21 protein-coding genes and 2 tRNA genes are annotated in these 21,200 nt (G+C 59.7%); 11 read left to right on the top strand and 12 right to left on the bottom strand.

Annotation, left to right across the window (positions count from 1 at the left end; translation table 11 throughout):
• Window positions 1-3: 3 nt before the first annotated feature.
• Window positions 4-1,242 carry an acyl-CoA dehydrogenase family protein gene (locus tag KDX39_RS24685; RefSeq protein WP_231662164.1) on the bottom strand — a complete coding sequence of 413 codons (1,239 nt, stop codon included), beginning with the start codon at window positions 1,240-1,242 and terminating at the stop codon, window positions 4-6.
• A gap of 280 nt (window positions 1,243-1,522) precedes the next feature.
• Between KDX39_RS24685 and KDX39_RS24690 the strand changes: the two genes are divergently transcribed.
• The 10 genes from KDX39_RS24690 to KDX39_RS24735 all read left to right on the top strand — a co-directional run bounded on the left by KDX39_RS24690 (window position 1,523) and on the right by KDX39_RS24735 (window position 13,004).
• Window positions 1,523-2,620, top strand: a complete 1,098-nt coding sequence (locus KDX39_RS24690) for an AMP-binding protein (protein WP_231662165.1) — start codon at window positions 1,523-1,525, stop codon at window positions 2,618-2,620.
• Window positions 2,617-3,411, top strand: coding sequence for an ABC transporter ATP-binding protein (locus KDX39_RS24695; protein WP_231662166.1), 795 nt, complete (start codon window positions 2,617-2,619; stop codon window positions 3,409-3,411). Before KDX39_RS24690 ends, KDX39_RS24695 begins: the two co-directional genes overlap by 4 nt.
• Before the next feature lie 101 nt (window positions 3,412-3,512).
• Window positions 3,513-4,394, top strand: a complete 882-nt coding sequence (locus KDX39_RS24700) for a branched-chain amino acid ABC transporter permease (protein WP_231662167.1) — start codon at window positions 3,513-3,515, stop codon at window positions 4,392-4,394.
• Window positions 4,395-4,415: 21 nt separating this feature from the next.
• The gene (locus tag KDX39_RS24705; protein WP_231662168.1) at window positions 4,416-5,483 is read left to right on the top strand and encodes a branched-chain amino acid ABC transporter permease; all 1,068 of its coding nucleotides are present in this window, start codon (window positions 4,416-4,418) and stop codon (window positions 5,481-5,483) included.
• A gap of 65 nt (window positions 5,484-5,548) precedes the next feature.
• Entirely contained in the window at window positions 5,549-6,880 is a 1,332-nt protein-coding gene (locus KDX39_RS24710) for an ABC transporter substrate-binding protein (RefSeq protein WP_231662169.1), read from the top strand.
• A 5-nt stretch (window positions 6,881-6,885) separates the two neighbouring features.
• Window positions 6,886-7,662 (top strand): ABC transporter ATP-binding protein, encoded by a 777-nt coding sequence (locus KDX39_RS24715; RefSeq protein WP_231662170.1) that lies wholly within the window; start codon window positions 6,886-6,888, stop codon window positions 7,660-7,662.
• Window positions 7,663-7,850: 188 nt separating this feature from the next.
• The gene (locus KDX39_RS24720; RefSeq protein ID WP_231662171.1) at window positions 7,851-9,053 is read left to right on the top strand and encodes an SfnB family sulfur acquisition oxidoreductase; all 1,203 of its coding nucleotides are present in this window, start codon (window positions 7,851-7,853) and stop codon (window positions 9,051-9,053) included.
• Between the two features lie 15 nt (window positions 9,054-9,068).
• Complete coding sequence (locus KDX39_RS24725; RefSeq protein ID WP_231662172.1) at window positions 9,069-9,509, top strand: acyl-CoA dehydrogenase; 441 nt, start codon at window positions 9,069-9,071, stop codon at window positions 9,507-9,509.
• Between the two features lie 4 nt (window positions 9,510-9,513).
• A complete protein-coding gene (locus KDX39_RS24730; RefSeq protein WP_231662173.1) occupies window positions 9,514-10,914 on the top strand; it encodes an LLM class flavin-dependent oxidoreductase in 1,401 nt (466 codons plus the stop codon).
• A gap of 368 nt (window positions 10,915-11,282) precedes the next feature.
• On the top strand, window positions 11,283-13,004 hold the full coding sequence (locus KDX39_RS24735) for a tannase/feruloyl esterase family alpha/beta hydrolase (RefSeq protein ID WP_231662174.1): 1,722 nt from the start codon (window positions 11,283-11,285) through the stop codon (window positions 13,002-13,004).
• Between the two features lie 125 nt (window positions 13,005-13,129).
• On the opposite strand, the gene KDX39_RS24740 is transcribed toward KDX39_RS24735, so the two are convergent.
• The 6 genes from KDX39_RS24740 to KDX39_RS24765 form a co-directional block, all read right to left on the bottom strand.
• A tRNA-Cys gene (locus KDX39_RS24740) sits at window positions 13,130-13,203 on the bottom strand.
• Window positions 13,204-13,452: 249 nt separating this feature from the next.
• Complete coding sequence (locus KDX39_RS24745) at window positions 13,453-13,722, bottom strand: DUF6388 family protein (protein WP_099227696.1); 270 nt, start codon at window positions 13,720-13,722, stop codon at window positions 13,453-13,455.
• A 135-nt stretch (window positions 13,723-13,857) separates the two neighbouring features.
• Window positions 13,858-14,064: a hypothetical protein gene (locus tag KDX39_RS24750; RefSeq protein ID WP_231662175.1), complete on the bottom strand. Its 207-nt coding sequence runs from the start codon at window positions 14,062-14,064 to the stop codon at window positions 13,858-13,860.
• 264 nt (window positions 14,065-14,328) lie between these two features.
• Window positions 14,329-14,568: a hypothetical protein gene (locus KDX39_RS24755; protein WP_231662176.1), complete on the bottom strand. Its 240-nt coding sequence runs from the start codon at window positions 14,566-14,568 to the stop codon at window positions 14,329-14,331.
• A gap of 130 nt (window positions 14,569-14,698) precedes the next feature.
• Window positions 14,699-15,214, bottom strand: a complete 516-nt coding sequence (locus tag KDX39_RS24760) for a hypothetical protein (RefSeq protein ID WP_442964580.1) — start codon at window positions 15,212-15,214, stop codon at window positions 14,699-14,701.
• Window positions 15,215-15,285: 71 nt separating this feature from the next.
• Window positions 15,286-15,371, bottom strand: a tRNA-Leu gene (locus KDX39_RS24765).
• 438 nt (window positions 15,372-15,809) lie between these two features.
• On the opposite strand from KDX39_RS24765, the gene KDX39_RS24770 reads away from it, so the two are divergent.
• On the top strand, window positions 15,810-16,205 hold the full coding sequence (locus KDX39_RS24770; RefSeq protein WP_231662177.1) for a helix-turn-helix domain-containing protein: 396 nt from the start codon (window positions 15,810-15,812) through the stop codon (window positions 16,203-16,205).
• Window positions 16,206-16,235: 30 nt separating this feature from the next.
• Here the strand turns inward: KDX39_RS24770 and KDX39_RS24775 are convergent, their stop codons facing one another.
• The 5 genes from KDX39_RS24775 to KDX39_RS24795 form a co-directional block, all read right to left on the bottom strand.
• Window positions 16,236-17,291 carry a DNA topoisomerase IB gene (locus KDX39_RS24775; protein ID WP_231662178.1) on the bottom strand — a complete coding sequence of 352 codons (1,056 nt, stop codon included), beginning with the start codon at window positions 17,289-17,291 and terminating at the stop codon, window positions 16,236-16,238.
• A gap of 88 nt (window positions 17,292-17,379) precedes the next feature.
• Window positions 17,380-18,468 carry a molybdenum ABC transporter ATP-binding protein gene (modC, locus tag KDX39_RS24780; protein WP_231662179.1) on the bottom strand — a complete coding sequence of 363 codons (1,089 nt, stop codon included), beginning with the start codon at window positions 18,466-18,468 and terminating at the stop codon, window positions 17,380-17,382.
• A gap of 3 nt (window positions 18,469-18,471) precedes the next feature.
• Complete coding sequence (gene modB / locus KDX39_RS24785; RefSeq protein ID WP_231662180.1) at window positions 18,472-19,152, bottom strand: molybdate ABC transporter permease subunit; 681 nt, start codon at window positions 19,150-19,152, stop codon at window positions 18,472-18,474.
• Window positions 19,153-19,920 (bottom strand): molybdate ABC transporter substrate-binding protein, encoded by a 768-nt coding sequence (modA, locus tag KDX39_RS24790; protein WP_231662181.1) that lies wholly within the window; start codon window positions 19,918-19,920, stop codon window positions 19,153-19,155. It lies immediately after the preceding gene.
• Between the two features lie 99 nt (window positions 19,921-20,019).
• A complete protein-coding gene (locus tag KDX39_RS24795) occupies window positions 20,020-21,096 on the bottom strand; it encodes an NAD(P)H-dependent flavin oxidoreductase (RefSeq protein WP_231662182.1) in 1,077 nt (358 codons plus the stop codon).
• Window positions 21,097-21,200 lie beyond the last annotated feature (104 nt).

Genomic DNA, 21,200 nt, shown 5'->3' on the forward strand with positions numbered 1-21,200 from the left:
GGCTCAGTCCTTGCCCGAGCCGTTGCCAATCTGCCAGACATAAGGCGGCTCTGTGCCGTTGATGCGCCAGTCGCCGACGATGCGTGCCTTGTAGATCAGCGGATTGTGCGACGCCGCCGTGCGTGCGTTGCGCCAGTGGCGGTCCAGCGCCTTGTTGACGCTGACCCCCGATGCGCCGAGTGCGTTGAACAGGTCGGTCGCTGCGCGCAATACCAGTTCCGACACGATTACCTGCGCTTTCGCGGTCTCGATTTCAGCGGCGATGTTGGCGTCCTTCTCTTGTTGCGCATCGTTGCCAAACCGAGCCAGGTAAGCGCGCTGCAGAGGTTCTGCCGAACGCAGGGTAGCCGCCTCCGCCGCGTAGACCTGCGCTGCAATCTGCCCGACCACCTGTTGCACCTGGGCGTCCTGGCTCACGCTGTCGGCGTTGCCGGTGCTGAAAACGCGCTTGCGATCCCGCACTTCCTGGGCGATATCCCGCTCGACGGCCCGACCAATGCCTGCCAGCACGGCCAGCAATACCAACTGATAAAAAGCCGTCTGATATTTGAAACGCTGCTCGAACGGGATCACGTGTTCGGCGGGCAGCGGCACGTTCTCGTAGACGGACGTGCCGCTGCCGGTGGTGCGCTGGCCGAATCCATCCCAGTCATCGCTGTGGCGCACGCCGGCATGGTGCGCATCGACCACAGCGATCACGTCGGCGCCGTTGTCGGCGCGCTGGGCGTACACATCGATCCAGTCCGCGAAGATGCTGCCGGTGCTGTAGAACTTGCGGCCGTTGAGCACAAAACCGTCACCCCGGGCACTGACCTTGGTGATCACGTCGCCAATCTTCACTGCGCCGACTTCGGTCCAGCCGTTGCCGACCAGATCACCTGCAACGAAACGCGCAAACCATTCGTCCCGGTCGGGGCTGGCGGGCGCATTCAGGCGGTCTTCGACAAAGGCGAAGTGCGCGCGCAACGCTTGTGGAATGTTCGAATCCGCTTCGGCCAGCTCGATGAGCAACTGAAACAGTTGGCCCACCGAAGCACCGCCGCCGCCGTATGCCTTCGGCACGCGGACTGCGCCAAAGCCTGCCTGCCTGAGCCAGGCAATGGGTTCGAAGGGCAGGGCTCGGCCTTTTTCACGCTCCACCGCACCGGCGCCGATCTCACGAAAGATCGGGCGGAAGCGGTTGGCGAGGGCTTCATAGTCGGTTCCAAGGGACAGCGGGTTGGCGTCGGTCGATAAAGTCATGCAGTGCTCCTGAGCGCTGGAAGATTGGCACTCGGCCAATGAGAGGTCGCTCAGGTCACTGCATAGTCTGTGCCTGAATCCAATCTATTGATTTAAAAGGCTATTTGTTTTTCGGGCAGTTGCAGATGTTGGCCCCGCAACAGCGCCTCAACAGCTTGGCTGTAAACCGAACACCGACCGTTATGCATCAGGCTTCGCAACGTGTTGATCTGCATGGTTTTTACGGTATGGCACGTTCGCTGCTATGGCACCTTCGATCCTCTTTTCGACGGAAGCCTTCATGCCTCATTCATTGCCTCAGGCGCTGCTGGTTCAGGCTCGGACCCGTAACAGACAGATCGCCCTGCGTTACAAGCAGCTCGGCATCTGGCTAACCCGTACCTGGGGCGAGGTGGCGCAGGACGTTGACCATCTGGCGGGTGCATTGCAGCTCAAAGGGTTCAAGGCGACGGACCGTCTGGTGATCATCAGTGAGGCCCATGCCGAGGCGTTATTGCTGACGCTGGCGGCGCAGGCGCTGGGCGGGAGCGTCAGCCTGATCGAGCCTTCGGTGGATCATCGACGCTGGCTGGCGACATTCAAGCCTCGCTATGCGGTTGTGCAGGATCTGGAGCGTGTCGCTCAGGTACTCGATACAGCGCCTGACGTGGTGATCGTGCTCGACAAGCGCGGCCTGCACAACGCGAATGATCCGCGCCTGATCGACTATGCCCAGTTGCTGAATCACACCGACTCCGGAAACCCGAGGCTCTGGATCGACGCCGCAGCCTGTGCGTTTGTCTTTGAGACGCCTGAGGGCGAGCGGCAACTGACCCATGCCGAGCTGCTTGACGATGCACGGAAGCTGATCGAAGCCCAGGCCATTACCGACCGCGATCAGGCATTGGCGGCCCGTGTATTTGCCGCCAGCGGCCAGGCCCGTTACCTGTTGGCGCCCTGGCTGGTCGCCGGTTTCTGTCTGAATTTTCCTGAGGCGCTGAGTACGCGCGATAACGACCGGCGCGAATTGGGACCAACGCTGGTACTGGGTACGCGTGAGTCCTATGCGCGGTTGGAACTCTGGGCGCGGGAACGCTTGCCATTGCCTGGCTCATTCGCCCACGCGTTGTATCAGTGGGCAATGGCGCCCGCCAAAGGCGTGATCAGACGCCAGCTCGGCTACTGGCTGATCCGTCGTCCGCTGCTGGATGTGCTGGGCATGAGTCGTCTGAGCACACCGCTGCTGGCAGGTGAGTCGCTGACGCCTCAGAGTCGGGCGTTCTTCGCTGCGCTGGGGGTTCTGCCTCGCCCGTTGGATACGCCAACACAGGTCAAGCCAAGGCTTGAAGCCGCCATTGATGAATATCGGCTACCGGCTCTGCCGGGAGTGTCTTCATGAGCGCAAGCCTGTCTGCATCGCTTCTGGCGTTGGACGATATTTCCTTGTCTTTCAAGGGCGTCAAGGCAGTGACCTCAATCAGTTTCTCAGTGGCGACAGGTGAAATCTGCGCATTGATCGGCCCCAATGGCGCGGGCAAAAGCTCGCTGCTTAACGTGATCAATGGCGTGTACCAGGCGCAGAGCGGTTCCGTTCAATACGCCGGCACGACGCATACACACATGCGTCCGCATCAGGCTGCCGAAAGCGGTATTGCCCGAACGTTTCAGAACCTTGCGTTGTTCAAGGGCATGAGCGTCCTGGATAACGTGCTGACCGGTCGCAACCTCAAGCGTCGCAGTACATGGCTTGAGCAGGTACTGCGGGTGGGTCGGGCGCCTGCCGAGGACGATGAACAGCGTGCCCACGCCGAGCGGGTGATTCAGTTCCTGCGCATTCATCCCTGGCGCCACGCGCTGGTTGGCAAGCTTTCCTATGGCCTGCAAAAGCGCGTCGAGCTGGCGCGTGCGCTGGCTGCTGAGCCGCGTCTGTTGCTGCTGGACGAGCCGATGGCGGGCATGAACGCGGAAGAGAAGGTTGAGATGAGCCAGTTCATTCGCGACATCAACCGCGAACTCGGTACCACGGTCGTGCTGATCGAGCATGACATCGGCGTCGTGATGGGCCTCAGCGATCACGTGGTGGTGCTGGATTACGGCCGCAAGATCGGTGACGGAACGCCGGAGCAGGTACGCAACGACCCGCAGGTAATCGCCGCTTATCTCGGCACCCGTCGTTCTTCTTCGACGTAGCGCTGTCGCGCAGCGAACACCGAAACGCGGGAGACGCCTACTACAGAAAAATCGCGTTTCCTCGATGGTCTACAGGTCGTTTGATAAGAGGTAGCTGAGCCGTGGAGTTTTTCTTTGAAGTTCTGATTGGCGGGCTGTTGGCCGGGGTGATGTATTCGCTGGTAGCGATCGGTTTCGTGCTGATCTACAAGGCGTCGGGCGTTTTCAATTTTGCCCAGGGCGCGATGGTGCTGTTCGCCGCTCTGACATTCGTCAGTCTGCTGGAGCGCGGCCTGCCGTTCGGCTGGGCGTTTCTGGCAACGCTGACAAGCATGGTGGTGCTGGCTTTGCTGATCGAGCGCGTGATATTGCGGCCGTTGGTCAATCGCCCGCCGATCATCCTGTTCATGGCCACATTGGGTCTGTCGTACATGATCGAAGGTCTGGCGCAGGCGTTGTGGGGCGCCCAGGTTCACGGGCTGGACCTGGGCATCCCTGACGAACCGCTGGAGATTCGCGGCATGCTGCTTTCGCAGTTCGACCTGTTCGCCGCAGGTACTGCGGCGGCGCTGGTCATCGCGCTGTCCATCCTGTTCAACCGTACTCGCATTGGTCTTTCCCTGCGTGCCGTGGCCGACGATCCCCTGGCCGCACAGGCGGTGGGCATCCGTCTGCCGCGCATCTGGGCGGTGGTCTGGGCCGTGGCCGGGTTTGTCGGTCTGGTGGCGGGATTACTTTGGGGCGCGCGGCTAGGCGTGCAGTTCTCCCTGTCGCTGGTGGTGCTCAAGGCCTTGCCGGTGCTGATTATCGGCGGCTTCTCGTCCATTGGCGGCGCCATCGTCGGCGGCCTGATCATCGGGGCGGCCGAGAAACTCGCGGAAATCTACATCGGCCCGATCATCGGCAGCGGCATCGAAAACTGGGTGCCGTACGTGCTGGCGCTGTTGTTTCTGCTGGTGCGTCCCGCTGGCCTGTTCGGCGAGCGAGCCATCGAGCGCGTCTGACTCTCAACAAGGATCATTGCCATGCTTTATCGAGAAGCCGGACAACTGGCAGGCTCCTATGCCGCCGAGCGTCGCCTGTTTCGTTTGCGCCAGGACCGGATCGGGCTGCTGGCCTTGCTGGGATTTGCCTTTGTCATCGTGCCACTGGCCGGCAATGACTACTGGTTCAGCGCGATTCTGGTGCCGTTTCTGGTGCTTTCGCTGGCAGGTCTGGGCCTGAACCTGCTGACCGGTTACGCCGGACAACTGTCGCTGGGTTCTGCCGCGTTCATGGCCGTCGGCGCGTTTGCCACCTACAACCTGCAACTGCGCGTACCGGGCACGCCATTGTTGCTGGGTTTTGTTTTCGGTGGACTGGTCGCGGCGGCTGTGGCGCTGCTGTTCGGGCTGCCCAGCCTGCGCATCAAGGGCTTCTACCTGTTGGTGTCGACCCTGGCCGCGCAGTTTGTGGTCGAGTGGGTGTTGACCCGGTTCAGCTGGTTCACCCATGACAATGCATCGGGCGTGATTACCTCGCCACCGCTGATCGTCGCCGGACTGGATTTCAGCTCGCCGCAAGGCCGCTATCTGTTGACCCTGACGCTGGTAGTGGTGCTGTTCTGGCTGGCCAACAACCTGATCCGCAGTGAACTGGGTCGCACCTGGATGGCGGTGCGGGATATGGACACCGCCGCAGCGGTGATCGGCATCCGGTTGTTCAAGGCCAAGCTGCTGGCGTTCGCAATCAGCGGTTTCTATCTGGGGGTCGCCGGTTCACTGTGGGCGTTTGCCTATCTGGGTACGGTCGAGCCGCATGGTTTCGACCTGAACCGCTCATTTCAGGTGCTGTTCATCATCATTATCGGCGGGCTGGGCAGCGTCTCCGGTAACTTCCTCGGCGCAGCCTTCATTGTGCTGTTGCCCATCCTGCTGGGCCATACCAGCGCCTTGCTGCCGGTCGGCCTGATCGACTCCGGACAACTGGAAAACATTCAGAAAATACTCTTTGGTGCCTTGATCATCGCCTTCCTGATCAAGGAGCCCGAAGGGTTGGCGCGCCTGTGGCGGCGCTTTCGACAGCGTGCGCGGATCTGGCCGCTGCGCTATTGAGCGATCGTTTGCAGACCCGCATTTCTCTCACCCCGACAACAACCTCAACCTTCAAGGATCTGCCCATGAAACCCCGAACATCCTTACTGCGCCTGATGCTGGGTCTGGCCTTGCTGGCTGGCGGACTGGCGGCAACCGCTCAAGCTGCCAGCGAACAGTATTTTCCACTGCAAAGTTATCGGGTCGGGCCTTATGCGGCTGGCGGCACCGGTTTCTTCGCAGGCTTCATCGATTACCTGCAATACGTCAACGCCAATGGCGGGGTCAACGGCGTCAAGCTGACATGGTCGGAATGTGAAACCGAATACGTGGTGGAGAAGGGCGTCGAATGCTATGAACGTCTGAAGGGCGGCCTTAATGGCGCTCCGGCGGCAGCGACCAATCCATTGTCGGTCGGCATTGCCTACGCCACGCTCGAGCGCTCTACGGCCGACAAGCTGCCGCTGATCACCATCAACCACGGACGCACCGACTCCACCGACGGCAGCGTGTTTCCGTATGTGTTCCCGCTGCAGCTGAACCCTTATTCCGAAGTGTCGGCCATCGTCAATTACATTGGTCAGCGTGAAGGCGGTCCTGAGTCCCTGAAAGGCAAGAAGATCGCGGTGCTTTACCACGGCTCTCCTTATGGCAAGGAAACCAACGGCGTACTGGAAACCCTGGCCAGACACTACGGCTTCGAACTGACGACGCTGGAAGTGCCGCATCCCGGTAACGAGCAGCAATCGCAGTGGCTGAATATCCGTCGCCTCAAGCCTGACTGGGTCATCCTGCGCGGCTGGGGCGTGATGAACCCGGTGGCGCTGAAGTCGGCGCAGAAGGTCGGGTTTGCGGTGGATCACATCATCGGCAATATCTGGAGCAACTCCGAAGAGGACGTGATTCCCGCAGGTGCCGCCGCCAAGGGTTTCATCTCTATCACTACGCACCCGTCCGGCACTGATTTCCCGGTGCTGCAAGGCATCAAGAGCGCGGTGCTCGACAAGGGACAGGGCAATCTGGCCGACCCCAAGCGTTTCGGTACGGTGTATTACAACCTGGGCGTAGTGAACGGCATTCTCAATGTCGAGGCGCTGCGCATCGCTCAAACCCGATTCGGTAACCAGCCGCTGACCGGCGAGCAGGTGCGCTGGGGCTTCGAGCATCTGAATATCGACGATGCGCGCTTGCAGGCGTTGGGTGCCAAGGGTCTGGTACAGCCCTTGAAGCTTTCCTGTACAGACCATGAAGGTGGCGGTGCGGTGCGTTTTCAACAGTGGGACGGGCAGCGCTGGAACCTGATCAGCGACTGGGTACAGGCCGACCGCGCCTTGCTGCGGCCAATCATCGAAGCCTCTGCTGCACAGTACGCCAAGGAAAAAGGCATTACGCCGCGCAACTGCAGCCAGGAGCAATAAGGCCCATGAGTTCGATCCCGCATGCCAGTCTGTCTGCCGATGTTCTGTTGTCAGTGGAGCAGGTCGAGGTGTTCTACGAGCACTCCATCCTTGCCCTGCGCGGGATCAGCCTGCAAGTCCGGCAGGGGCAGATGGTTGCGCTGCTGGGTGCCAACGGGGCGGGCAAAAGCACGACCCTCAAGGCGATTTCCAGTCTGGTGCGCGCCGAGCGTGGCGAGGTGGTCAGCGGCAGGATTCAGTATCAGGGCCAGACGATCACCGCCAGTGATCCTTCCCTGCTGGTGCGTAATGGATTGGCGCAGGTGCTGGAAGGCAGGCACTGCTTCACGCACCTGAGCGTTGAGCAGAACCTGCTGATCGGCGCATTTATCGCCAGACCGTCGCGGACCGAGCTCAAGGCGCGACTGGAAAGAGTCTACGGCTACTTTCCCCGGCTCAAGCTGCTGCGCAAACGCCTGACAGGCTATACCTCGGGCGGCGAGCAGCAGATGGTCGCCATCGGGCGGGCGTTGATGTCCGGGCCTCGACTACTGCTGCTGGACGAACCGTCCATGGGGTTGGCGCCGCAAGTGGTTGAGGAAATCTTCGACATTCTCGGGGCGTTGAACCGGGACGAAGGGCTGAGTCTGCTGGTTGCCGAGCAGAACATCAGCCTTGCGCTGGACCATGCGCACTATGCGTATATATTGGAAAACGGGCGAGTGGTCGAGTCCGGCATGGCCGCAGAGCTGGCCGGGCGCGAGGACATTCATCATCACTATCTGGGCGCGGCAGCGCGGTGAACACACCGCTGTTCTCTCAGCAACAGCGTTTGAACAATCTGTTCATGTAGATGCTTACGCTGCTTTAAGAATGTTCTGCAACTACCTGTATTCAAAAGAAACTCATGATCAGGCATGGCCTGTGCAATACCTGAATCATGCGTGTTGAGCCGTTTTCAACCTGTTATCGATGATCAGGAACCTGCCCCATGAACCACCCTGTTAAAAGCCTGCCGAGGGCCCATGTCATCACCTCGGATGCCGAGGCCATCGAGGTCGCCAGAGCGCTTGCCGTGCGTTTTGCCGAAGAGGCCTCGGTCCGTGATCGCGAGCGCCGTCTGCCCATTGCGGAACTGGATGAATTCTCCGCCAGCGGCCTGTGGGCGATCACTGTGCCGAAAGCCTACGGCGGCGCCGGCGTGTCTTATGTGACGGTCGCCGAGGTGATCAGGATCATCTCGGCAGCCGACCCTTCGTTGGGACAGATCCCCCAGAATCATCTGGGTATTCTCGACATCCTGTTACAGACCGGAACCGAAGAGCAGAAGCGCCATTACTTTGCCAAGGCGCTGGCGGGCTATCGCTTCGGCAACGCCTTTTCGGAGTCGAAAAGCAAGAACGCCGGTACTTTCCAGACCCGCATCCGCTTTGATGGCGAACGGGCCGTGGTGGACGGTGAGAAGTTTTACTGCACCGGAGCGCTGTTCGCTCACATCGTGCCTGTGGTGGGCGTGGACGAGCAGGACAACGCGTTTATCGCGTTTGTGGAGCGCGACAGTCCCGGCCTGACCATCATCGATAGCTGGGATGGGTTCGGCCAGCGCACCACGGCCAGCGGTGGCGCTGTTCTGAGGGCCGTGACGGTGCCCAGAAGTGCAGTGATTCCAGCGCATCGGGCGTTTGACGAACCCACGGCGCATGGTCCGATTTCGCAAATCATTCAGGCGGCTGTCGATACTGGCATTGCCCACGGCGCGTTCGAGGAAACCCTCAGGCATGCGCGACTGGCGCGGCCGTGGATCGACAGCAAACAGGACTTCGGCTGGCAAGACCCGTTCAGCATCGCGACCATCGGCGATCTGCAATGGCGACTGCACGGCACCGACGCAATCCTGGCCAGGGCCGGGCAGGCTATCGACCAGGCGCTGGCCGAACCCAGTGAAGCCAGCGTTGCGCATGCGTCGGTGGTTGTCGCTCAAGCAAAGGTGCTGTCGGCGCAGATTGCCTTGCTGATCAGCAGCAAGCTGTTCGAACTCGCCGGCACCCGCTCGGTATTGGGCTCGCTGAATCTGGATCGCCATTGGCGCAACGCCAGAACCCACACGCTGCACGATCCCGCTCGCTGGAAATACCACCTGATCGGCAATCGCGTACTCAACGGTGTCGCGCCGCCGCGCCATGCCTGGAACTGATCAAGGAGCAGTCATTTGTCTCATTCAACTATCGACACCCAACTGGCGGTTGCTGCTGAAGACCTGAACGACGCACGGCGAGGCTTGCAGCAGACCCTCGATTATTTGCGTGAACAGGGTCAGCCCTGGGCGTTCAGCGATGTGCAGCGCATCGTCGAGGATCCTTACGTGATCGGCAAGATTGGCTATCTGCAGATCCGCATTGACTTGGCGGCGGCACTGCTGGAGCGGGCACAGACGCTTGAAGGCTCTCCCGAGCCGCGCCTGATCGCCAGCACTGAAGCGGTCATTGCCAGTGCCGATGCGTTGCTGGCGGTGGACAACGTGCAGTACGAACTGACCGGCCAGCGTCAGTCCCTGCCGCCGCAGACCGGTCGTGAACCGCTGCGCTGGCACTATCAGGTGCTGGGCAACCATCGCCTCAACGGCGTTGCGCCGCCTCAGCTTCAGGAGTGACTGCATGTCCCGTCAAATTCGCCTCAATGCCTTCGACATGAACTGCGTGGGGCATCAATCACCGGGCCTGTGGGCCCATCCGCGTGACCGGTCCTGGCAATACAAGGACCTGGAGTACTGGACCGATCTGGCCAGGATTCTGGAACGCGGCAAGTTCGATGGCCTGTTCATCGCAGATGTGCTGGGTATTTACGACGTCTATCGCGGCAACGGCGAGGCGGCGATACGCCAGGCCACGCAGGTGCCGGTCAATGATCCGCTGCAGTTGATTCCGCCGATGGCGCTGGTTACCGAGCATCTGGGCTTCGGACTCACTGCGTCGCTGTCGTTCGAGCACCCGTACCCGTTCGCCCGACGTCTGTCGACCCTTGATCACCTGACCAAGGGCCGGGCAGGGTGGAACATCGTGACGTCCTACCTGGAAAGCGGGGCGAAGAATCTGGGCCAGAAAACCTTGACCGAACACGATGCCCGCTATGACTTCGCCGAGGAATACCTTGAGGTCTGCTACAAGCTCTGGGAAGGCAGTTGGGAAGAGGGCGCAATTCTGCGTGACCGGGAGCGACGCGTGTTCAGCGACCCGAGCAAAATTCATGAGATTCGTCATGTCGGCAAGCACTTTCAGGTGCCCGGTATCCATCTGTGCGAGCCCTCGCCACAGCGCACGCCCGTGTTGTATCAGGCCGGTGCGTCCAGCCGGGGCAAGCAGTTCGCCGCCGAGCATGCCGAATGCGTGTTTGTCGCCTCGCCGTCGAAAGTGCTGCTGAAGAAAACGGTTGCCGACATCCGCCGGCGCACGGCCGAGGCGGGGCGGGATCCGTCCAGCGTGTTGATCTTCAACCTGCAGACCGTAATTCTGGGCGAGACGGATGCCAAGGCGAAGGCCAGGTTCGAGGAGTACAAAAGCTGGGTCAGCTATGAGGGCGCAATGGCGCTGATTTCCGGCTGGACCGGCATCGATTTCAGCCAGTTCAGACCCGATGAACCCCTCAGGCACGTGCACACCAATGCCATTCAGTCGGCCGTGGAAACGTTCTCCACCGCCGACCCCGATACAATCTGGACCCCGCAGGCACTGGCCGACTGGGTTGGCATCGGTGGTTTCGGTCCGCTGTTTGTCGGCAGCCCGGAAACAGTGGCCGATCTGTTGCAGGAATGGGTCGAAGACACCGATGTCGATGGCTTCAATCTGGCGTACGCACTGACGCACGAAACCTTCATCGATGCGGTCGAGTTGCTGGTGCCGGAGTTGCAGAAGCGCGGTGTGTACAAGACCGAATACGCTCAGGGCACATTACGCGAGAAGCTGTTCGACAACGGACCACGTTTGCAGGCCTCTCATCCGGGCGCGGCGTTTCGTGATCTGGCGGCGTTGAATCGTCAGCGAGAGCCGCAGAGCGCCTGAAGCTTCGGATCTTTCACTCATACCTTAGACAGGACCAGGCCAGCCCGGTGTGCCGATCAAGCTGCCTGGTTCGGCCAGGGCTGGCTTCAGCCTTGATGCCAGATCCGCCAGTCAGGCCCCGGCCCGTTCGGACCAGGTCCTGAGCCCCGCCAGACAGCCTCCCTCCTGATGTCGCCAGCCTGCATGCCCCGTCGCTGAGCCGTCGTGTCACCGTTTACAAGGTCATGGGTGATGGTCGGAATCTGTAATCATCTCTGCGGCTAATCTTTGAATCGAGAGACGCCCCAAACGTTTTACCTGCACCTGCCGCGTAGTCGGGCGTCATCGCCTCGCGTTGCAGTCTCGTTCCATCATGAACAGGAGTTCTCATGAAACCGACGATGCCGAGTCGTTCCAGCGTGTTTGCGCTATTGGTCATCTCCCTATTTCCGCTGACCCCGGCGCTGGCCAGAACGCCGTCTTCGAATGTGGCCGATAACCTCGCCCAACTGCCGGTTGTGACGCCGGTCACTGCCTGCGCTGCGCTGACCCAGACCGATCTGAGTGAGATTGGCGGGGCCGGCAGCCGTGTGGTGTCAGCCAGCGAATCCAGCCGTGATGGCGTGGCGGTGTGCGCCGTGGAAGGCCTGCTCGCACCGCAAATTGGTTTCAAGCTGGAACTGCCGACTACCACTTGGGCGCAGCGTTATCTGCAAGTCGGCTGCGGCGGCTTTTGTGGCCACAGTGATTCAAGGCCGGGTGTCGCCGACAGTTGCAAACCGCTCAAGACGGGCGCGTTCGCCGTGGCGTCCACCGACATGGGGCACAAGACGGTAGACACCACGTTTGGTGACGATCCGCAGAAGCGTGCAGACTTCGCTCATCGCGGCGTGCATCTCACGGCGCTGGCCTCGAAGAAGCTGATCCATGCGTTCTATGGCCGCAAGGCCGAGTACGCGTATTTCACCGGCTGTTCGGACGGTGGCCGTGAGGCGCTGATCGAAGCTCAGCGTTACCCGGAAGACTTCAACGGCATCATTGCGGGCGCCGCTGCGCTGAATTTTCAGGTGCAGAAAGTGTTTTTTCATGGATGGATGGCGCGCGCCAACACAGGTCCTGATGGCAAACCGATCATCCTCGCGTCTCGCCTGCCGATTCTGCACAAGGCTATGCTGACCCAGTGCGATGTGCTGGATGGACAGATCGATGGTCTGATCTCCGACCCCAGGCTCTGCCGTTTCGACCCCTCGGTGGTGCAGTGCAAAGTGTCTGCCGACACCGCCAAGTGCCTCACAGCGCAGGAAGTGGAGGCCGCACGGCGCATTTACGACGGCCCGAAAGATCCGGTCAGCGGAGACCGGCTGATCGTGGGCGGTCCGCAACCCGGATCGGAACTGGCCTGGGCGGGACTGTTTGTACCTGTTTCTGCCGATCAGCCTAACGTCAGCCAACAGATCGCCGAACAGTCCATTCGCAGTATGGTTTTCGAAAACAACCCTGCGGCGGACTTCAAGCTGGTCGATCTAGACTTCGACAAAAGCACCTTCGAACGCCTGCGCCCGTTGCACGCGCTGTATGACGCGACCAATCCCGATCTTGCGCCTTTCGCCAGCCGTGGTGGCAAGCTCATTCTCTGGCACGGCTGGGCTGATCCGCAGGTCTCGCCCCTGAACACACTGGCCTACCACGAGGCGGTCGAGGCACACATGGGCAAGGCCCGCACCGAATCCTTCACCCGGCTGTACATGCTGCCCGGTGTCTACCATTGCGGTCGTGGAGAAGGGCCGAGCGAGGTGGACCTGCTGACGCCGATCATGGCCTGGGTGGAAAAAGGTCGGGCGCCAGATGCCATCGTTGCCCGTCAATATCAGCCGGTGCCGGTTGATAAGGTCGTTGCGGCCAGCCTGCCGACGTTCATGACCAGGGAAGACATTTCCAACCGCGGCCGCACACGCAAGGTGTTCCCGTATCCGTACATGGCCGAGTACGACCACAAGGGCTATTCGAAACGCGCCAACAGTTACCAGCGCTCGGAACCCATGACCGCTGAAAAGACACCGAAATGGGTAGGCAGCGGCTTCTTCCAACCTTACGAGCCGTTGCAGCGCTGATGAAGCAGGGCATGGGCACGACCAGGTGCATACGGGTCGCGTCCATGCTCCGTGCACCGACGAAACGCATGTTCTGCCAGGCAATAAAAAACCCCGTCAGTCGAAACTGACGGGGTTTTCAAGAGTGGAGGCCGAGGTCGGAATCGAACCGGCGTAGGCGGATTTGCAATCCGCTGCATAACCATTTTGCTACTCGGCCTCAAACATCCGATACGTTACCGCTGCATCAAACGTCGTAAACTTTTCGGAAGAACATTTTCTTTGTCTTCCAACCCATTGAATCTAAAGGGTTTTTTTCAATTCCCCAGTCGGGAATGGACGCAATTCTGTACTGGTTCGAATGGCATGTCAAGAACGGGGCGAAAATAATTCATCGGGTGCCTCAACGACGGTGCGTTCTATCAGACTTTTGATATTGACTTTGGTCAGACAGCGTCCCGGCCCTGACTCAACCCGCCACCCGCATCCGACGCTCTTCGCGCAGTTGCTCAAGTTCCGAGGGCGTGCGGGCCAGAAGCCTCAAGGCGAAATCATGAGGGGTCGTATCGCGTTCCTGTGCTGCCCGCAGGAACGCAGAGCGTGCGTGTTCGGCACGACGTTCGCTGATGAACAGGCCGCCGGGATGACGATTGAAGTTGGCCAGTTCCTGCTGAAGCTGTTCATTGCGACGGATGAAGATTTCGAGTGCCTGGCTGATCTGGGTGTCCGTGAAAAGCATGTGTTTCTCTCCTTGAAAATATCGACCGATACCTCTATCGGCGGACTTGAAAAAATAGTGTGCGCAGTTCGTCGGCGAATGCTTACCCACGCAAGCAGTCAGCGCCGGACGTCTGGTGCCCACCAGGGTTCAGGCTCAGAGTGAACAGGTGTTCGTCTGGCTCTGAATGCCTTCATGGATGGCCGCGATGGTGTGCGGTGGCATTTGCTCGATGGCAAGAAATGTCGGCGCTTCAAACACCTGTAAAACCGGTGTACAGGGCGCGTTCAATCGAGCCGATTCAGCTTCCAGTGCCGATAAGTGCCTCGCGTGGTTCGCTGCGATTTCACTGAGAGTTGACACGGTGCATCTCCTGATAACTGATCGGCGTTCCAAGGGGGGGCTGACACGTCAGAAATACATCATTCCGGCGCCGTCAAAGTCTTCATTGCAAGCCGCGAGCCATGCAGCGCAACGGTCTGCGTCAAATCTGACGAGCGGATCCGAGTCATGAACCCCGCGCCGTTCTCGTTCCGCTTGTCCGCTTTCAGACACTTCCGGCTGTGCGATTCTCTCATCTGTCACGCAGATAACTGCGCCCACGGATTTGAGGAACTGAAATGCTATTTACGACTGTTTACGGGCCTCAGCCATCTTGCGTGTCATGGCTTGGTTGAATAGATCTTCAAGTGCTTCGATATCCTGCCCCGGCGATGCGTCGATGCAGGCCAGGCCCATCAAAAAACCTTCGCCCACACCACCTGCCGTCGCCAGTTCCAGCAAGCCGTCAGCGAATTCGATTCGTTGCACTATTTCTGCCGCCTGGACTTTTATGGCTGGCGCGATAGCCATCTCGTCGAGTTTCATCGTTGCGTACCTCATGAGCTGAGGGCAAACAAGCCGTTCGTCACGCCATCATTGCACGATTCGAAGCGACCACTTGCTCGCGTGTAAGTTGGCCCCTGGAGGCCGTGAACCGGTTAAACCGAGGGCAGGATCAGTGCTGAACGACCCTGAGCGGATGATGGGCATCGCTCTCGGGCTCGGCACAGTCTGAAGGGTTCTCTGCCCATTTTTCAGGGCTGATATTGGCAGCGCGGAGCAACTGCCTGTGATGGTCGATAACGCGTTCAAGCGAATCGATCCGACCCCACGAGTCAGAGGCACCTCTCAACAGGTCGGCTATCCGGCTGTCTGCCGCCCTGAGTTTCGTCGAAAGCTTTTCCCGCTCGGCCGAGACAGTGTTATGCATGTCGATCATCTTGGCCAGATGCTGGCGATATCGGCTTACTTCGGCGCGTAATAATCGGTTTTCCTCATTCACGATATGGGCACGCTGCCGGATCATTTGTTCTTCAGTCGGGTTGTAAGCCCAATCGTCGGCGATATCGGTGTCCATGACTTTACTCTCGGTGTCTGTATGGATATACAGTAATCGAGTATCTCTGTTTTGGGGAGTGGTGTTCGTCGGCAGGACGCCGGGGAAGGGGGTAAATGAGGCATTGAGGCCCAATGTCGTTTTTGCGGACCCAAAAAAACAAGGGCCTACCGAGCAGATTGCCCTGTAAGCCCTTGTTTTATATGTGGTGCCCCGAGCCGGGGTCGAACCGGCACGTCCAGAGGACGAGGGATTTTAAGTCCCTTGCGTCTACCAATTTCGCCATCGGGGCGGTAGCGCCAAGAGCGGGGAATATATACATCTCGCCATCGCTAAGCAAGCTCGCACACGCTTCGAAGGGTACAGGATGTGACGCGGATGTCTAAAAAAATCCTTCGATAAATCAGGGGGCTACGAAATCCTGCCTACGTACCGGGTGTCAGGGCGGCCTGGGCTGCAGTCGCCCAAGCGCTACCGGGCATCAACTGGCCGTGCGGGACTGACGTATCTTTCGATACTTTTGTCTGTTTGCCGATGTCGATCCGATAAGCGCCAGTTGAAATCTTCAAGGTGATATAGGAAAAAAGTCTGTGCGTGATCAGAGGAGAGGCGTGAGCCCGAAGGCGATTCCCCTTCGGTGACGAGTAAATCCGGTTGGGCAGCCCCGGGCGATCTATGAACAATTCGATTTGAGAACTGATTTTCACAGCGAGCATGGACGGTCAGGGTCATGAGCGATATAGGCACGAGATTGAAGCAGGAGCGCAGGCGTCTGGGGCTTTTACAGCGTGAACTCGGACACTTCGGAGGCGTTGCTGCCAATGCACAGGGGAAGTATGAAAGTGGTGAGCGTGTACCCAGGGCCGATTATCTGGCTGCGATTGCCAATGTGGGGGTGGATGTTCTGTATGTGTTGACTGGCAGGCGCGGGGCTGGCGTCGAACTGGAGAGCATTGTTCAGCGGATGAGCTGCGCGGCAGGCTCGTCTGATGCCATCTTTGTAGAGGTTCAGCATGCGGTGCGCCACCTTGTGGCAACGATCGAAGAGCTGTCCCATGCCTACGACACTGGGGATAGACAGGCGCAGGCCAGTATTGTGGAGTTGCCGGTCACAGCAGAGCAGTGACCGATATAGCCGAGTGGTCTCAAAAAGCAATCAGGCTTTGACCTTGTCGGCCTGGGCCTCGATGCGGTCCGCCAGCGTGCGCAGGTAGCTGGCCAATGCGACTTCTTCCAGCCTCAGTCCCTTGCGCTGCCTGAGGCGTGGCAGTCTGGCCAGATTGCCGAGCAAAAAGCCCTCGAGCACCGCTGGATGGATGTAGCACTTGCGGCAGATGGCGGGGGTGTTGCCCAGCTGTTTCGAAACGGCCTTGACCATGTCGACGATGTGCTTTTTCGCGTCGGCTTCCGGCTCCCAATGCAGTTTCTGAAGGGTAGCCAACGCCAGCGCGCTTGCGGCCCAGGTTCTATAGTCCTTGGCGGTGAAGTCCGATCCCGTGAGGCTTTGCAGGTAAGCGTTGATGTCCGAAGACGTGACCGTATGGCGCACGCCATCATCGTCCAGGTACTGAAACAGATTCTGGCCGGGCAGTTCCATGCAGCGTTTGATCACGTTGGCCAGGCGCCGGTCTTTTACCGTGACACTGTGTTCGACGCCACTCTTGCCGCGAAACTCGAACATGATTTGCCCGCCTTTCACTTCGACGTGCTTGTTGCGCAGTGTGGTCAGGCCATAGGAGCGATTTTCCTTGGCGTACTGGCTGTTGCCAATGCGGATCAGCGTGGCATCGAGCAAAGAAACCACTGTCGCCATGACCTTTTCCCTGCCCATGCCGGGCTGGGCGAGCTGTGCTTCGATCTGCTTGCGAACCTTGGGCAAGGCATGGCCGAACTCGATCATGCGCGAATACTTGTCCTGATCGCGGATCTCGCGCCAGCGCGGGTGATAGCGGTACTGCTTGCGGCCGCGCGCGTCACGTCCTGTTGCTTGCAGGTGGCCATTGGGGTCGGCGCAGATCCAGACGTCGGTGTAGGCGGGCGGCACGGCCAGCGCATTGATGCGCTTGATCTCCGACTCATCCTTGATGCGTTCGCCTTTTGTGTCGAAGTAGGCAAACTTGCCGCGCAGGACCTTGCGCGAGAACCCCGGCTGGCTGTCGTCTACATAATGCAGGTCGCTGGCGAGTGGACTGATGATGGTCGAGTCAGGCATGGCAGAATTCCAGAGGCAGTTAAAAGCACTGACCGCGACGTTTTGCGGTGGTGCCGTTTATTTGCATCTGGTGTGCGACCGATCGCCATTACGCGAGGACGGCCACGGCCTTGATCTGCGCCCAAAGCGATTGCCCGCGATGCAGCTTTAGATGATCGCTGGAATAACGGGTGATACGGGCCAGCAATGGCGTCCCGCCTGCGTCCAGCCGGACCAGCACGTGGGCCGAATTGTCGGCAACCATTTCTTCTACGACTGTCACCGGTAATCGGTTCAGGATGCTGCTCTGATCGTCCGGCTGCAGATTGAGGCTGATATCACGGGCCTGCACCTTGATGCGCAGCGGCGTGCCTGGCGGCATGTCGGCATGTGCTACGCGCATCGAGAGCTTGCTGTCGGGCAGGGTGATGGTCAGCAGTTGGTAGTGAGGATCGTAGGCGCTTACCGTGCCATTGATCACGACACCTGCGTCATCGCCCATGGCCAGCGGTAGATCAAGGCGCGCCAGGGTTTCCCGGATGGGCCCGCTGGCCAGCACGCTGCCAGCCTCAAGCACTACCAGATGATCGGCCAGACGCGCCACTTCGTCCTGAGCATGGCTGACATAGAGCATCGGAATATCCAGCGCCCTGTGCAGACGTTCCAGGTAGGGCAGGATTTCGCTTTTACGGCGACTGTCCAGTGCTGACAGCGGTTCATCCAGTAGCATCAGGCGCGGACTGGTCAGCAGCGCACGGGCGATGCCGACACGCTGACGCTCACCGCCGGAAAGCTTGTCGGGGCGTCGTTCGAGCAAGTGGTCGATACCCAGCAACTCAGTAGCCTGCTGTAACTGAATGCTGCGCAGATTGCGGGCAATCCGTTTGAAACCGAACTCTAGATTGTCCCTGACGGACAGGTGCGCAAACAGGCTTGCTTCCTGAAACACATAGCCTATGGAGCGTTTGTGAGGTGCCAGAAAGATGTTCTTGCTGGTGTCCTGCCAGACTTCGTCGTTGACCCGGATAACGCCTTCGGGCGACTTTTCCAGACCTGCGATGCAGCGCAGGCAGGTGGTCTTGCCTGAGCCGGAAGGGCCGTAAAGCGCTGTTACGCCGGAGCCGGGCAATGTCAGGTCCAGATCCAGGTGGAAGTCGGAATAGTTCATCTGCAGGCGTACTTCGACACGCGATGCCATGGCTCAACTCCATCCTGTTCTGGATTTGCCACTGGAATAGAGCGCCAGCAGGACCAGAAATGAAAAGACCAGCATCGCTCCGGCCAGCCAGTGGGCCTGCAGGTATTCCATGGATTCGACGTGGTCGAAGATCTGCACTGACACCACGCGAGTCTTCTCGGGAATGTTGCCACCGATCATCAATACCACCCCGAATTCTCCGACCGTGTGCGCAAACCCTAAAATCGCGCCAGTAATAAAGCCGGGTTTTGCCAGCGGCACAATCACGTGGAAGAACGTGTCCCATGGGCCTGCCCGCAACGTTGCGGCCACTTCCAGCGGGCGTGTGCCGATGGCTGAAAAGGCGCTCTGCAGAGGTTGCACCACGAATGGCATCGAGTAGAGAACCGAGCCGATCACCAGCCCGGTAAAGCTGAACGTCAGCGTTCCCAGTCCCAGACTCTGAGTGAGTTGACCGATGGCACCGTTGGGCCCGAGCAGCAGCAACAGATAGAACCCGATGACGGTGGGCGGCAGAACGAGGGGCAGGGCGACGACGGCACCGACCGGACCCTTGAGCCATGAGTCAGTGCGCGACAGCCATAGCGCGATGGGCGTGCCGATCACCAGCAGGATCACGGTGGTCAACGAGGCGAGTTTCAGCGTCAGCCAGATCGCCGCGATGTCGGCGCTTCCCAGCGGCATTTACAACTGGTATCCGTACGACTTGATGATGGCGGCCGCTTGCGGGCCCTTCAGGTAGTCGACCAGCGCCCTGGCCGCCGCGCTGTCCTTGCCCTTGTTGAGAATCACCGCATCCTGTTTGATCGGGTCATGCAAGGCAGCCGGAACAATCCATGCTGAGCCGCTGGTCAGTTTGCCGTCCTTGTAAATCTGCGACAGGGCGACGAAACCCAGTTCCGCATTGCCGGTGGAGACGAACTGATAGGCCTGAGTGATGCTCTGGCCTTCGACGATTTTCGCTTTGGTGGTTTCGGTCAGGCCCAGCTTGCCCAGCACCTGAGTAGCCGCCAGCCCGTAAGGCGCGGTCTTGGGATTGGCAATGGACAAGTGCTCGTACTGGTGGGTCTTGAGCACGTTGCCTTGATCGTCGACGTACCCTGGCCTGGCAGACCACAGCGCGAGCGTGCCAATGGCATAGGTAAAGCGCGAGCCCTTGACGGTGTCGCCTTCCTGTTCGAGTTTTGCAGGCGTGGTGTCATCGGCCGACAGGAATACTTCGAATGGCGCGCCATTCTTGATCTGGGTGTAAATCTGGCCTGTCGCACCAAAGGCGGCGACCAGCTTGTGACCGGTATCACGCTCGAAATCCTTGGCGATGGCCTGGACAGGTGCCGTGAAGTTGGCGGCTACGGCGACCTGAACTTCCTCGGCGAGGACAGAAGAGGTGCTGGCGAGCGTGACAGCAAGCGCGGTGAATTTCAGAAGGGTTCGCAGCGGGGACGCGTGCATGCAGCAACTCCGGTAGATGAATGATGCGGCGCCATACAGGAGGCGTTTCGCTATATATTTAAATATATAGCGATCCTCCCTCTTTCTGGAAGCGATGTTTCAAGCACGGTTCAAAATGCGCAGTGCGTTGTCCGCCAGTTGCCGGGTCAGTTCAGCTGCCGTAAGCGAATGCTTGATACCGACCGCCTGGCCAGCCCAGAGGTTCATGAAGTCGCCGCTGCCTTGAGGTTCGGCCTTGGCCCGCAACGGCATCAGCGCACCGCCGGCCAGTGGGAAGGTCGGTGCCAGCGGGCTCATCGGGCCGACCTCACGCATGATCCGGTTCATGATGCCGCGCGCCGGGCGGCCGGTGAACAGATTGGTCACTGCCGTTTCGCTGTCCTTGGCCACACTGAGTGCCTGGCGATGTGGCTTGCTGACCCTGGCTTCCGGGCAGAACAGATAAGCCGTGCCGATTTGCACAGCACAGGCGCCCAATACGAACGCCGCCGCTACGCCACGCCCATCGGCAATACCGCCTGCTGCGATTACCGGAACGCCGACAGCGTCAGCGACCTGAGGCACCAGTGCAAACGTGCCCACTTGGGTGTGTAACTCATCGCTGAGAAACAGTCCGCGGTGCCCGCCTGCTTCATAGCCCATGGCGATGATTGCATCGCAGCCGCGCTGTTCCAGCCAGATGGCTTCTTCAACGGTGGTCGCTGAAGAAATGATCTTCGCGCCTGTGGCGCGCACGCGGTCCAGTAGCGCCTGCTCGGGAAGGCCGAAGTGAAAGCTCACGACTTCAGGTTTCAACTCCTCTACAAGCGCGCAACTTTCACTGTCGAATGGTGCGCGATTGGAAACCGGCGTCGGTGCATCAAAGTCTGCACCCAGTTCTTCGTAATAGGGTTTTAGCGCCATTTTCCAGCGATCGGCTTGTAGCGCATCGAAAGGCGGCGGCTGATGGCAGAAGAAATTCAGATTCAGCGGCGCGCTGCTGTCCTGTCTGAAGGCCGTCACTTCCTCACGGACTTGCTCAAGGGTGAGCAGGGCGCATGGCAACGACGCCAGACCGCCCGCATTGGCAACGGCAATTGCCATGGACGATCCGGTCGCGCCAGCCATCGGGGCATGGAGAATGGGCAATTCGATATTGAAGAGTTCCAGAATGCGGGTGTCTGGCCAAAGGCTCATGCGGGGCTCCTGATCCGTGGCAGTAAGTAAGCAGTCATTTGAGCGCGGCATGCAGGGTTTGGCAATCGACTCACTCGGCAGTTTGCAGCTGCTACTGGAAGTCC

Source organism: Pseudomonas sp. CDFA 610 (assembly GCF_021147865.1).
GTDB lineage: Bacteria > Pseudomonadota > Gammaproteobacteria > Pseudomonadales > Pseudomonadaceae > Aquipseudomonas > Aquipseudomonas alliivorans.